We start from the raw sequence: 13317 nt of genomic DNA, 5'->3' as shown, positions 1-13317 counted from the left end.
GGGGGCCGGTAGATGTCGGGGCGGGAGTTGTAGTCCGCGAGCAGCGCGGCGATGTCCACCGGGACCGACGGGTGATGCACGGTCAGGTCCGCCTTGGCCCGCGCCCGCGCCGCCGGGATCCGCTCCCCACCCTGCACCTGCACGAACCCGGAGTCCTCGTCCTCGGCCTCGTCGCTTGAGGCGGAGGCCGAGGTGGTCGGGCTCGTCTGGCTCGTCTGGCTCCCGTGCAGGTGCACGACGTAGCCGACGCGGGGGTCCTGGGTGCCGGGGCGGGTGATCAGATCGACGACGGCGTCGGCCCTGCGCTGATCCAGGGTCCGGGCATCGCCGGGGACCTTCTGCCGGGCGGCGGCATCGATCACCCCGTAGACCGCCACGGCCTCCTCGGCCGGCAGCAACAGCGAGATCCAGGCCATCCCGTCCCCCGCCGGCGACATCGAGACCCGGCGTTCGGTACGGGCCCGCTCATGCCGCTTGCGGGCGGCGGCCGGGTCGAGTTCCTCGACCCGCTTACGCACATGCCGGCCGAACGAGGCCGGGGTGGAGTTCTTCGCGCGTTCGAGGCAGTCCCGTTCGATGCGGGCGGCATCGGCGACGGACAGGTCCCGGGTCTCCTCCCACAGCACCTTCGCCGCGCGCTCGGTGATGCCCCCAGCCTCCAGTGCCTTGAGCGTCTCGGGCAGCCGACGCAGCAACCCGGAGGCGAAGTCCGACCGGGCCCGGGCGGCGGCCGGGGACAGGTGCAGCACCACGCCGAGCTCGGCGGCGGCGGAGGCCTCCGCGGCCTCGATCACCGCCTCCAGCTCCTCCCGGCTCGCACCCTCGGCCGCGGCCTCGGCGACCGCCACCGCGGCCTGCTGCGCCCGCGCCAGCGCGAACTCCGCCATCCCCCGCAACTCACTGCCATTACTCCGGGCCGCATCCGCGCGCGAGCGGACCACCCGCTGGAGCATCCCGTCGGTGGTCGCGTACTCCTGCTCCCACAACGCGAACGCGGCCGCTTCCCGCTCCCGCCACCGCGCCTCATCAGCGGCCGAGAACACGTCCTCCGCCGGCGGACCCGACGCGAACACCTCGTCCGGGACCTCGTCCCACACCCGCGCCTCAGCCTCGGCCAGCACGCGCGCCATCGTGGCTTCCTCGTGCTCGGCCGGCGGCGACTCGATCGGCTCGTGCCACAACTGCGAACGCAGCTCAGCGAGGTCGACCGCGTCGACCTCGTCCGGTTCGATCAGCTGCTCGAACATGAGTTCGAAGTCTAGCCCCGCACCGATCCGGCCGCAAGACCTTGATCACGACGATTTGGGGAGTTCACCGACGGTCCCGACGACACACGTCTCGTTCGCGCGGTCGCTCCACGCGGCAGGGGAGCGGTGGCGCAGAATGATCGCGTGAGTGAGACGCCGGACGACGAGGGTCACCAGTACGAGGACCGCCAGTTCACGGGACGGGTTCCCGGCCCGCTGAACCGGCAGTGGATGCTCGCCGCCGCCGGGGCGTTCGTGGTGGTCGCGATCGTGGCGATCGCGGGGGTCGCGAGTCTCTGGGACGAGGACCCGGACCTCGACGACCGGGCGACGGGGGCGCCGCCGCCCCGCGAGTACGGCGGGCCGCTGTGGTTCACGGTCGGCGCCTCGGACGAGACCCAGCTCGTCACCAACACGCTCCCGCGCGGGGTGCCCGGGCCGGGCTCGCCCTACAACGGCGTCGCGAAGTACCTTCCCGCGGAGAAGTGCTTCACCGACGGGACCAACCTGCTCGTCTGGCCGCGCGGCTCCCGTCCGTTGAACGACGGCGGCCGAGCCGGGGTGAACCCGGGCGACGGCGTCGACATCTTCGACGGCGACGCGTTCAGTGCCAACGCGGAGACGGTGCTTATCGAGACCGCGCAGGAGTTCCCGCCGGTGCCGGAGGCGTGTGCCCCCAGCGGCAACGCACTCTCGCTCAGCGCCGTCAGCAAGAGCTGATCCAGCCCGACCTGACTCTGCGTCAGGACGAGACGACGAGCCGGAGCAACCGCTCCACCGACCCCTCGAGCTCCGCAGCAGCGCCGGTCGGGTCGGTGGTCCACCGGGTGAGGGCCTGCAGGAACAGCCCGTCGAACGCGGCGTAGAGCGCCTTGGACGACAGCAGGGGAGTGGCGCCCGTCAGCTCGGTGTAGCGGCTCACGACCCGCCAGATCATCTGCTCGAGGCCGGCGTCGATCTCGGTCACGTCGGCCCGGAAGACGTCCTCGAACATGCTCTGGTTCCGCAGGTCGTACCAGAGGCGGTGCATCGCCGCGTCGTCGCGCAGCGTCGTCGCCATCGCCACCGCGAAGCCTCGAGCCAGTGCGTCGCCGTCGGTCGCGGAGTCCACGATCTCGTCGTAACGGCTCACGCACTCGGCCTTGTACTGCCGGACGCTGTGCGTGATCAGGTCGACCTTGTCGCGGAAGTAGTAGTGCAGGACCCCGTGCGAGAAGGCGCTGTTCGCCGCGATCTCCCGCAGGCTGGTCCGGGCGTACCCGAGTTCGGCCAACGTGGCCCGGGTGGCCGCCGCCAACTCGTCGCGGCGCGCCGTGAACTTGTCCACCAGGCGCGCCGACACCCGATCGCCGGGAACGGTCTCCGTCATGCGGCCAATGAAATCGCAGGTCAGCGCGAATTTCCAGGCTTTCTTGGGCAACTGTCAAAGAAACTCTTGACGAGTGTCCAATCGGCGGGCTTGGCTATGGCCCAGATCACTCCAGCCCCCGAGAGGAGCCCGACATGGGCGTATTCGACCTGACCGGCCGCAAGGCCCTGGTGACCGGCGGCGCGCGCGGCCTCGGCGCCGGCATGGCTGCCGCACTGGCCGAGGCGGGCGCCGCCGTCGCGATCGGCGACATCCGTGAGGACCTGGGCAAGCCCACCGTCGAGGAGCTGAAGAGCAAGGGCGCCGCGGCCGAGTTCGTCTCGCTCGACGTGACGCAGGAGGCCAGCTGGGAAGCCGCGATCGAGCAGACGGTCAGCGCCCTCGGCGGCCTCGACATCGTCGTCAACAACGCCGGCATCGAGCTCTCCAGCCTCGTCATCGACGTCGACCCCGAGGACGTCCGCCGGATGATGGACGTCAACGTCGTCGGCACGATCCTCGGCATCAAGCACGCCTTCCGCGCCATGCGTCCCGGTGGAGCGGCGGGCAACGGGGGCTCCGTCATCAACATCGCCTCGGTCGCCGCGACCATTGCCTTCCCGGCGATCGCCGGTTACTCCGGCTCCAAGTCCGCGGTCGACCGCATCACCCGCGTCGCGGCGGTCGAGTCCGGCAAGCTCGGCTACGGCGTCCGCGTCAACTGCGTGTACCCGGGCCTCGTCCCGACCGAGATGGGCATGAAGCTCGCCCAGGACATCGTCGACATCGGCCTGGCCGCCGACGTCCCCGGCGCCGTCCAGCTCGTCGTCGAGCAGACCCCACTGGCGCGCCTCGGCGAGGTCGGCGACATGGCCGACGTCGTGGTCTTCCTCGCCTCGGACGCTTCCCGTTTCGTCACCGGCGCCGGCATCCCCGTCGACGGCGGTATGGGGACCTGACACCCCGTCATCATCCGCGCCACCCACCCAAGAAGGGTCGTCCCACATGAGTGACAAGCCGGTCGTCGTCTACGGCGCCAGCGGATACACCGGTCGCCTGGTCTGCGAGTACCTGCGCGAGCTCAACGTTCCGTTCATCGCCGCCGGCCGCAGCAAGGAGAAGTTGCAGGCGGGTCTGGACACCGTCCCGGGTCTGGAGACCGCCGACTACGAGATCGCCGAGGTCGAGCACACGCCGGAGGCGCTGGCCAAGCTCCTCCAGGGTGCGAAAGCCATGTGCAACATGGTGGGCCCGTTCGCCGAGTTCGGTCCGGCCGCCGTCGAGGCCTGCCTCGAGGCCGGCGTCCACTACATGGACACCACCGGCGAGCAGGACTGGATGATCCGGTGCCGCGACGCCTACGGCGCCAAGTTCGCCGAGAAGGGCCTGCTCCTCTCGCCGGGCATCGCGCAGATGTACACGACCGGTGAGATCGCGGCGAACTACTGCCTTGAGAACCCGGGACTGGACACCCTCGACATGTCGGTGTTCTGGAAGGGCCAGCCCACCATCGCCTCGACGGCGACGATCGTGCAGAACGCGGTCCTGTCCAAGGCGTACTACCTGGAGGACAACAAGCTCGTCGAGTGGCCGGCCGACGCCGGGCTCTACCAGCTCACCGTCCCCGGCCAGCACGAGCTGGGTCTGGCCCTGCCGTGGGGCGGCACGTCGTCGCCGATCTGGTTCCAGAACGACCCCCGCGTCGCCACCTGCAAGGTGCTCGGCGGCGTCATCAACCGGCCGCTGATGGAGGCCGTGCCCGGGCTCGTCGCCCAGATGCTCGAGCTCACCGCGGGCAAGTCGCTGGAGGAGACCCGGCAGATCCTCGCCGGCGTCGCCGCCCAGGTGAACAACGCCTACCCGCCCCGCGAGAACCCGCGCATCAACATCTCGATCGACTCGGTCTACGCGTCCGGCCCGCTGGCCCGCGCGCACTGCGTCATCTACGGCAACTGCAACTACAAGCAGACCGGTCTGCTCCAGGCGTGGTCCGCCTCCCAGGTGCTCCACGACGCCCCGCGCAAGGTCGGCTTCGCCTCGGCCTGCCAGGCGTTCGGCCACCGCAAGCTCCACGGTGTGCTGCGCTCGTTCGGCCTGAGCATGGAAGCCATCACGACCTACAACGGCTGACCAACGGCTGACGAACGGCGGGCCGCTGCAGCGCAGCGGCCCGCCTTCGGCTGTGCGGGTAGCAGAAAGAAGATCTTGCGGCTCAGGGCGTGAAGTCGATCCGCACGACCTCGGGCATCCCGCGCCGGATCACCGGGAACGACCGGCCGAGGGGGAGCAGCACCTTCGTCATCAGGCCCGGACCGCCGGCCGGCGCGACCGAGCGCACCGACGCGATGTCCGGTGACAGCCGCCGGATCCGTTCGTGGTCGCCCGCGTTCAGGCCGTGCGGCATGGCGGGCGCCCGGTACCCGTTCGGAGCACGGATCAGGCCGCGCCGGCTCAGCCAGGAGAACCAGACCGGCACGGTGTCGAACAGGAACACGCCCCGCCGGAACCTTTCCGCGCAGCGCACGATCAGCGCGTCGACCTCCGGCGGCGGCAGGTACATCAACAGACCCTGCGCCACGACCACCACACGGTCCGTCGGTCCGACGACCCCGTCGGCGGTCAGGGCCGCGTACCAGGCCTCCTCGAGCGCCGACCCGGCGAACAGCCGACGCCGCGGCGGGTCCTCACCGACGAGCTTGCGCCGGACCTCCGCCGTCTCCGGCAGGTCGACGGTGAACCAGCGCACCCGCCCGTTGTCGACGCGCCAGAACTGCGTCTCCAGGCCCTCGCCGAGCGCGACCACGACCGCGTCGGGGTCGGTGGCGAGCACCCCGAGCACCTCGCGGTCGAAGGTCAGCGCCCGCTCGCCGAGGTAGCCCTCCATCCCGGTCGTCCGCCCGCCGAAGCGCTGCTCGAACGGGAAGTCGATCGCCGCGACCAGCTCCGCGGCCTTCGGGTCGTGCAGCAGGGCCTTGGGCCGCGCGGCGTCACGCGCGCGGTGGTAGAGCGTCCACAGCGTCGTCTCCGGCACCCCCTGCAGGGTGACCGGCAGCGGCGCCGGCGTCGCGTCGTCCGTCAAGACGCCGGCGCCACCGGCGGCGCGGGCGGCTGGGCGGAGCGGATCCAGTACTCGTTGAGGGCGTTGTTCGTCTTGATGAACCAGATGAAGGGCCCGACGAGGATCAGGATGCCCGGGATGTACCAGGCACCGGTCGCGCCGCTCACCGGTTTCGGCGCGCCGCGCAGCTCGTACATCTTCCCGACCTCGGCCGAGGTGAGGAACGGCGAGGCGAAGCCGAAGACGACGGCGATGACGAGGGCCAGACCGCCCCCGAGACCGTTGCCGCTGTGCCGCTTCATCTCCTCGTGAACCTGGTAGTACCAGACCAGCCCGTAGATCCCGAACGTCACGAAGAACAGCAGGATCGACTTGCCGGTCGGGCGCACCTGGCCCAGCGCACCGAGCGGTGCCTGGTAGTACCCGCCCGGGCCGACGGTGCCGTACGGCGCGCCGTACCCGGGGGGCGGCCCGTAGCCGGGCGGCGGCTGCTGCCCGTACCCGGGCGGGGGCTGCTGGCCGTACCCCGGCGGCTGGGCGTACCCCGGCGGCTGGCCCTGGTCCGGCGCGGGCGGCTGCCCGTACGCCGGGGCCGGGGCGCCCCAGGCCGGCGGCTGCTGGCCGTACGGGGGAGCGGGCTGACCCGCCGCGGGCGGCGCGGCGTAGGGGTCGGACGGGGCCGCGGGGTCCGGAGTGCCCGGCGGGTTCCACGGCTGCTGAGGATCGGACACGGACCGGCCTCCTACGAGTTGCACCAGCGACCTCGCTCACGCTAGCGCCGCTTGTCACAATGGGACCAGCGATCAAGAACGCCGCGCGGACGGAAAGACAGGGCACTGCATGACTGACGGGGCGGCAGGCGGCAAGAGCGCCGACGACCTCGAGCGCTTGCTGCTCGGGGGAGACCCGGACATCTCGCTGGCTGCGTTGGCCGAGGCCGCGGGGCTCTCGCCCGAGGTGGCCAGCTTGTTCTGGCACGCCCTCGGCTTCCCCGACACCGAGCCCGCCGGCCGCATGTTCACGCGCGGCGACAAGGACGCGATCGTCACCCTCGCCCGGCTGATCACCGACATCGGCTCCGACGAGGAGTTCGTCGTCGGGCTGATCCGCGCGATGGGCCACCAGATGGCCCGCCTCGCCATGTGGCAGGTCATCGCCATGGTCGAGCAGATGAGCGACCAGGCCGGCGACGCCGAGGCCGGCGCCGAGCGTGCGGTCAACTTCCTCTACGAGCATGTGGACGACTTCGGTCCGCTGCTGGTCTACGCCTTCCGCCGCCACCTCGCGGCCGTGGTCAAGTGGCGCCTCGACCGCGTCACCGAGGACGCGCGCCGGATGCGTCTGTCGGTCGGGTTCGCGGACATGGCGGGCTACACCCGGCTCAGCCGGAACATGGACCCCCTCGAGCTGGCGCGCCTGGTCAACCGGTTCGAGACCGTCGCCTCGGACGTCGTCCTGCGCCAGGGCGGCCGGGTCATCAAGACCGTGGGCGACGAGATCCTGTTCGCGTCCGACACCGCGGTCCAGGCCGTCGACATCGGGCTCGACCTGGCCGACGCCATGGACACCGACCCGATGCTGCCGCAGGTCCGCGTCGGGGTGGCGACCGGTGAGGTCGTCGCACGCATGGGTGACGTCTACGGCCCGACGGTCAACCTCGCCAGCCGCCTGACCAGCCTGTCGAATCCGAGCCGGGTTCTGATCGAAGGCAACACCGCCGCCGCGATCGCCGAGGCGCCCCACCTCGAGGCCGCCACCCTCGGCGAGGCGGTCCTCCAGGACTTCGGGACCGTCCACATGTTCGGTGTCCGCCGCAACTGAGGTCCCGCTCTCGATCGGCCACGGCGATCTTCGCCGCAGAGCTTCACTGCCGGGCAACACAGGTGAAACACACACCGGCCACTCTGGTCCCGCGAGACCTTCCGAACCTGCGGTGGTCGCGGTCGGCAGGCGGGGGCCCATCCGATCGCTCGTACCACCCAGGCCGGGCGTGCCGCCGGCCCCACCGCGTCCTGTGGGCGGGCGGCACGCCCGAACCTCTCCCCAGGGCCGCCGAGGGGCGATCTATAAGGTCGGCGCGTGAGCGGGGAGGGAACGACGACAGCGCATCCGGACCGGATCCTCACGCTGCCCAACCTGCTGAGCTTCCTGCGGCTGGCCGGCGTCCCGCTGTTCCTCTGGCTGATCCTGGGCCCCGAGCGCGACGGCCTCGCGCTGCTGGTCCTGATGTTCTCCGGGTTCACGGACTGGGCCGACGGGTACCTCGCCCGCCGGCTGAACCAGACCAGCCGCCTCGGGCAGCTCCTCGACCCCGCCGCGGACCGGCTCTACATCCTCGCCACGCTGGTCGGGCTCACCGTCCGCGACATCGTCCCGCTCTGGCTCACGCTCGCCCTCGTGGGGCGCGACCTGGTGCTGCTCGGGTGTGTCCCGACCCTGCGGCGCCTCGGCTACGGTCCGGCCCTCCCCGTCCACTACCTGGGCAAGGCCGCGACCTTCAACCTGCTGTACGCCTTCCCGTTCCTGCTCCTCGGGGACGGGACCGGCGAGATGACGACGGTCCAGACAGTGGCGAACGTCCTCGGATGGGCTTTCGCTATCTGGGGTAGCGGGCTGTACTGGTGGGCCGGCGTGCTCTACCTCGTCCAGGTCCGGAACCTGGTCGAGGCGGACCGCCGGGCCTGACCGACCGGCTCGGGACGGGAGGTACGCAGTGAAGGCCGTCGTGATGGCCGGCGGAGAGGGCACGCGCCTGCGCCCGATCACGGCCTCCATGCCGAAGCCGCTGCTGCCCGTCGTCAACCGCCCCGTCATGGAGCACGTGCTGCGGCACCTGCGGCATCACGGCTTCACCGACGTCGTCGTCACCGTCCAGTTCCTCGCCTCGCTGGTGCGCAACTACTTCGGCGACGGCGAGGAACTCGGGATGTCGATCACGTACGCGACCGAGGAGGTGCCGATGGGCACCGCCGGGAGCGTCAAGAACGCCGAGGACGCGCTGCGCGACGACACGTTCCTCGTCATCTCCGGCGACGCCCTCACCGACGTCGACCTCTCCGAGGTGATCCGCTTCCACCGGGAGCGCGAGGCGATGGTGACCGTCTGCCTGACGCGCGTCGCGAACCCGCTCGACTTCGGCATCACGATCCTCGACGACAACGGCCGCGTGGAGCGCTTCCTCGAGAAGCCGAGCTGGGGCCAAGTCTTCTCCGACACGGTGAACACCGGCATCTACGTGATGGAACCGTCGGTCTTCGAGTACGTGCCGATCGGCGAGCCGTCCGACTGGTCGGGTGACATCTTCCCGCTCCTGCTCAAGGAGGGGCTGCCCGTCTACGGCTACGTCGCCGACGGGTACTGGGAGGACGTCGGCACCCACGAGAACTACCTGAAGGTGCAGGCCGACGTGCTCTCCAACGCCGTCGAGACCGCCGATCAGGACGGGTTCGAGATCCGCCCCGGCATCTGGATCTGCGAGGGCGCCGAGGTCGACCCGAGCGTCGAACTGCGCCCCCCGCTGTTCATCGGCGACTACGCGAAGGTCGAGGCCGGCGCCACCCTGCGCGAGTTCACCGTGATCGGCAGCAACGTGGTCGTGAAGAGCGGCGCGTTCCTCGACCGCGCCGTCATCCACGACAACGTCTACATCGGCCCCGGCACGAACCTGCGCGCCTGCGTCGTCGGCAAGAACACCGACGTGATGCGCGGGGCGCGGGTCGACCAGGGCGTCGTCATCGGCGACCACTGCCTGATCGGCGAGGAGGCGATCATCGCCGCCGGGGTGAAGATCTACCCCTCGAAGACGATCGACGCCGGCGCCGTCGTCAACCAGAACGTCATCTGGGAGGCCCGTGGCCAGCGCGCCCTGTTCGGGCCGCGCGGCGTCTCCGGCATCGTCAACGTCGAGATCACGCCCGAGCACGCCGTCCGCCTCGCGAGCTCCTACGCGACGACGTTGAAGAAGGGCGACACCGTCCTCACCGCTCGCGACGGCTCCCGGGCCGCCCGGGCGCTCAAGCAGTCCGTCATCTCGGCCCTGCAGGCGGCGGCCATCAACGTCCGCGACCTCGAGATGCAGCCGCCGCCGGTCGCCCGGCTGGAGGCGACCCGCGGTCACGCCGGCGGCGTCCTGATCCGGACAACTCCCGGCATTCCGGACAGCGTCGACATCCAGTTCATCGACGCGACCGGCGCCGACCTGTCCGCCGCGCACCGTCGTCGCGTCGAACGCGTCTTCTCCCGGCAGGAGTACCGCCGCGCGTTCCCGGGCGAGATCGGCGACCTGACCTTCCCCGGCCGCGTCGTCGAGCACTACGTGAAGCAGGTCCTGGCCACCGTCGACACCTCCGGCGTCCCGCACCGGGACGACACCCCGGACATGAAGGTCGTCGTTGACGCCGGCAACGGCGCGGCCGGACTGCTGCTGCCACGCGTGGTCGGCGGGCTGGGCGTCGACGTCCTCACGGTGAACATGGGCATCGACGAGGCCCGCCCGACGCAGACGCCGGAGGACAAGGCGCGTTCCCTCGCCCGCCTCGGCGAGCTCGTCGCCTCCTCGAAGGCTGCCTTCGGCGTCTACTTCGACCCGCTGGGGGAGCGCATCTCCCTCGTCGACGAGCGCGGCGTCGCGGTCGCCGACGACCGCGCACTGCTCGTCGTCATGGACCTGATCGCGGCCGAGCGCCGGGGCGGACGCATCGCCCTGCCCGTCACGACCACCCGCGTCGCGGAGAAAGTCGCCGGCTTCCACGGCGTCGAGATCGCCTGGACCGCGACGTCCTCGGACGACCTGGCCCGCGCGGTCACCGACCCGCGGCTGATCCTCGGCGGCGACGGCCGCGGCGGCTTCGTCATCCCCGAGGTCGGCAATGCCGTCGACGGGACGGCCGCGTTCGTCCGCCTGGTCGGCCTGATCGCCCGCACCCAGCTGACGCTGAGCCAGATCGACGCCCGGATCCCGCGCGCCCACGTCGAGTACCGCGTGCTGCCGACCCCCTGGGCGCTCAAGGGCAAGGTCATGCGCGCGGTCGTCGAGGCCGCCGGCCACCGCACGATCGACACCACCGACGGCGTCCGCGTCGTGCAGCGCGACGGCAGCTGGGTCATGGTGCTGCCGGACCCGTCGGAGGCGACCACCCACCTGTGGGCGGAGGCCGACAACGACGTCGACGCCGCCGCGCTCGCGGAGGAGTGGTGCCAGGTCGTCGAGCGCGCCGCAACCTGACCTGCAACCTGACCAGCAACCTGACCTGCCACCCGACCTGCCCCCGGAACGCGCCGCCGACCACTCCCGCGCCGGGCCGACGCGCCGTGGAACGATGACGGCATGAACGATGCGTCGACGCGCCGCCCCGACGCGTCGATGTCGCTGCTGTCGGACCTGATGTCCAACACCCTCGACGAGGGCTACCGGCGGGAGGCCGCGCGGCGGGCCGCCGTCGCGGCCGCGGGACTGTCGGACCAGCCCGTGCGCAGCGGACCGGGACGCTCCGGCCGGCGTGCCGGAGTCGCACTCGTCGTCGTGCTCGCGTTCGCCGGCCTCGTCCTCACCGTCGCGGCGCAGCAGACCCGCGCGAACGCCCCGGCCGTCGCCCAGGCCCGCAACGAGCTGATCGAGCGGGTCCGCGCCGAGACCGAGCAGGCGGACGACCTCTACGACCGTCTGGTGGCCCTGCGCTCCGAGGTCGACGGCCTCCGCGACGTCGCGCTCGCCGCGACCTCCGCCGGCTCGGCCGCGCGGTCCGACCTCGAACGGCTCTCGGCGCTCGCCGGCGTGACCGCGGTCCGCGGACCCGGCATCAAGGTCGTCGTCGACGACGCCCCCTCGGCCAACCTGCGGTCCGGGACCGGCCGGGTGCTCGACACCGACCTGCAGCGCCTGCTGAACGGCCTCTGGGCCGCCGGCGCCGAGGCCATCAGCGTCAACGGGCAGCGGCTGACCCAGCTGACCGCGGTCCGGTCCGCGGGCGACGCGATCCTCGTCGCCTACCGCCCCCTGAGCCCGCCGTACGTCGTGCTCGCGATCGGCAACCCGAACGACCTGGAGGTCGACTTCGTGGACGGCCCCGGCGGCCGCTGGTTCCACACCCTTGCGGGCTTCGGGATCCGGTTCACCGTCACCACCGAGAAGGACCTCCGGCTCCCCGGCGCGACCGGGGTGACCCTGCGGAACGCGGTGCTCGCCACGTCCGGCGCGACGACCGGCGCGACGACCGACGCGACGACCACCCCCACGCCCCCCCCCACCCCCGGAGCCACGCCCGCCCCCACGCCCGGTCCCACGTCCGGAGCGACGCCCGGCCCGAGCCCGGTCCCGACCGCGACGGGGGCCGCCTCGTGATCGGTGCGCTCGGTCTCGTCATCGGCATCGCCCTGGGGCTGATCTTCGACCCGACGGTGCCGGTGTGGATGCAGCCCTACCTGCCCATCGCGGTGGTCGCCGCCCTCGACGCCCTCTTCGGCGCGCTGCGGGCGCTGCTCGACGGCATCTTCAGCGACAAGGTCTTCGTCGTCTCGTTCATCGCGAACGTGCTCGTCGCGGTCCTCGTCGTCTTCATCGGCGACCGACTCGGCGTCGGCGGACAGCTGACGACCGGCATCATCGTCGTGCTCAGCATCCGGATCTTCTCCAACGTCGCCGCGATCCGGCGGCACCTGCTCTCGGCCTGACATGACCACCCCTCCCGAGAACCCGCGCCCCGAGGACCAGCCGGACGCGAGCCTGGACTACGGCTCGGGCCCGGCACCGGACAGCTCGGCACCGGACAGCTCGGCACCGGACAGCTCGGGCGAGGACGAGACGCTCCTCATCGCCGGCTACAAGGTCGGCGGTCGGCCGGCGCCGGCCGACGAGGGGAGCGAGGCCCCCGCGGCCCCGCCGGTCTCGTCGACGCTGCCCCGGGGCGAGCAGTCGTTCAGCCCGCCCCCGGCCGGGTTCCGCGGGCTGCTCGCCGCGTTGCGTGTCCGGCGCGCGGCACCGACGCAGGTGATGATCGCCGTCCTGTGCGGTCTGCTCGGCTTCTTCGCCGTCGTGCAGCTGCGGCTGCAGGCCGACGACAACAACCTGCGCTCGGCGCGGCAGAGCGACCTGATCCGCATCCTCGACGACCTCAACGACCGCTCGGAGCGTCTCGACAGCGAGATCCGCGACCTGGAGCAGCGCAAGGCGGAGCTGCAGTCCGGGTCGGACCGGTCGAAGGCGGCACTGACCGAGGCCCAGGGCCGGCGGGCCGTCCTCGGCATCCTCGCCGGGACCGTCGCGGCCAAGGGACCGGGCATCGCGCTGCGCATCGAGGACCCCCAGCAGAAGGTCGACGCGGCCGTCCTGCTGGATGCCCTGCAGGAGCTCCGCGACGCCGGCGCCGAGGCCGTGCAGATCAACGACATCCGCGTCGTCGCCGGCACGGACTTCCTCGATTCCGGGCCCGGCAGCGTCCGGATCGACGGGCAGACGGTGACCGCGCCGTACCTGTTCAAGGTCATCGGCGACCCGGATACCCTCGTGCCCGCGTTGCGGATCCCCGGCGGGGTGTTCGCGGTGCTGGACGAGCGGGGCGCGATCCCCTCCGTCGAGACCCGCAAGCAGATCACGGTGGACGCGACGCGTCCGGCCGCGGACCTCGACTACGCCCGGCCGAGTGAGAACAACTAGGAGCGAGAGGCCG

The 13317-nt window shown here is 71.6% G+C and carries 13 protein-coding genes; 9 read left to right on the top strand and 4 right to left on the bottom strand.

What is annotated here, in order from left to right:
• Positions 1 to 1247 (bottom strand): DUF222 domain-containing protein (locus ABD401_RS19710; RefSeq protein WP_344607908.1); only part of this gene is annotated, 1247 nt, incomplete at its 3' end.
• Positions 1248 to 1391: 144 nt separating this feature from the next.
• Here ABD401_RS19710 and ABD401_RS19705 point away from each other — a divergent pair.
• On the top strand, positions 1392 to 1967 hold the full coding sequence (locus tag ABD401_RS19705; RefSeq protein ID WP_344607906.1) for a hypothetical protein: 576 nt from the start codon (positions 1392 to 1394) through the stop codon (positions 1965 to 1967).
• Positions 1968 to 1989: 22 nt separating this feature from the next.
• On the opposite strand, the gene ABD401_RS19700 is transcribed toward ABD401_RS19705, so the two are convergent.
• Complete coding sequence (locus ABD401_RS19700) at positions 1990 to 2616, bottom strand: TetR/AcrR family transcriptional regulator (RefSeq protein ID WP_344607904.1); 627 nt, start codon at positions 2614 to 2616, stop codon at positions 1990 to 1992.
• Positions 2617 to 2750: 134 nt separating this feature from the next.
• Here ABD401_RS19700 and ABD401_RS19695 point away from each other — a divergent pair, with 134 nt between their 5' ends.
• The gene (locus tag ABD401_RS19695) at positions 2751 to 3554 is read left to right on the top strand and encodes an SDR family NAD(P)-dependent oxidoreductase (RefSeq protein ID WP_344607902.1); all 804 of its coding nucleotides are present in this window, start codon (positions 2751 to 2753) and stop codon (positions 3552 to 3554) included.
• Between the two features lie 46 nt (positions 3555 to 3600).
• Complete coding sequence (locus ABD401_RS19690) at positions 3601 to 4725, top strand: DUF5938 domain-containing protein (RefSeq protein WP_344607900.1); 1125 nt, start codon at positions 3601 to 3603, stop codon at positions 4723 to 4725.
• A gap of 82 nt (positions 4726 to 4807) precedes the next feature.
• Here ABD401_RS19690 and ABD401_RS19685 read toward each other — a convergent pair whose 3' ends face one another.
• Both ABD401_RS19685 and ABD401_RS19680 read right to left on the bottom strand, forming a co-directional pair.
• Entirely contained in the window at positions 4808 to 5674 is an 867-nt protein-coding gene (locus tag ABD401_RS19685) for a class I SAM-dependent methyltransferase (RefSeq protein ID WP_344607898.1), read from the bottom strand.
• Positions 5671 to 6384, bottom strand: coding sequence for a DUF4234 domain-containing protein (locus ABD401_RS19680; protein WP_344607896.1), 714 nt, complete (start codon positions 6382 to 6384; stop codon positions 5671 to 5673). Before ABD401_RS19680 ends, ABD401_RS19685 begins: the two co-directional genes overlap by 4 nt.
• Before the next feature lie 109 nt (positions 6385 to 6493).
• Between ABD401_RS19680 and ABD401_RS19675 the strand changes: the two genes are divergently transcribed.
• The 6 genes from ABD401_RS19675 (at position 6494) to ABD401_RS19650 (ending at position 13304) form a co-directional block, all read left to right on the top strand.
• A complete protein-coding gene (locus tag ABD401_RS19675) occupies positions 6494 to 7474 on the top strand; it encodes an adenylate/guanylate cyclase domain-containing protein (protein ID WP_344607894.1) in 981 nt (326 codons plus the stop codon).
• A gap of 258 nt (positions 7475 to 7732) precedes the next feature.
• A complete protein-coding gene (gene clsA, locus ABD401_RS19670) occupies positions 7733 to 8338 on the top strand; it encodes a cardiolipin synthase ClsA (protein ID WP_344607892.1) in 606 nt (201 codons plus the stop codon).
• 28 nt (positions 8339 to 8366) lie between these two features.
• A complete protein-coding gene (locus tag ABD401_RS19665) occupies positions 8367 to 10877 on the top strand; it encodes a sugar phosphate nucleotidyltransferase (RefSeq protein WP_344607890.1) in 2511 nt (836 codons plus the stop codon).
• A gap of 102 nt (positions 10878 to 10979) precedes the next feature.
• Positions 10980 to 11993, top strand: coding sequence for a DUF881 domain-containing protein (locus ABD401_RS19660; RefSeq protein WP_344607888.1), 1014 nt, complete (start codon positions 10980 to 10982; stop codon positions 11991 to 11993).
• Positions 11990 to 12322, top strand: coding sequence for a small basic family protein (locus tag ABD401_RS19655; RefSeq protein WP_344607886.1), 333 nt, complete (start codon positions 11990 to 11992; stop codon positions 12320 to 12322). Before ABD401_RS19660 ends, ABD401_RS19655 begins: the two co-directional genes overlap by 4 nt.
• A 1-nt stretch (position 12323) precedes the next feature.
• Positions 12324 to 13304 (top strand): DUF881 domain-containing protein, encoded by a 981-nt coding sequence (locus ABD401_RS19650; protein ID WP_344607884.1) that lies wholly within the window; start codon positions 12324 to 12326, stop codon positions 13302 to 13304.
• Positions 13305 to 13317: the final 13 nt, after the last annotated feature.

It is taken from the genome of Sporichthya brevicatena (assembly GCF_039525035.1).
Classification (GTDB): Bacteria; Actinomycetota; Actinomycetes; order Sporichthyales; family Sporichthyaceae; genus Sporichthya; species Sporichthya brevicatena.
Note: the sequence above shows the minus strand (reverse complement) of the source record. Positions and strands in the feature narration are given on the sequence as shown.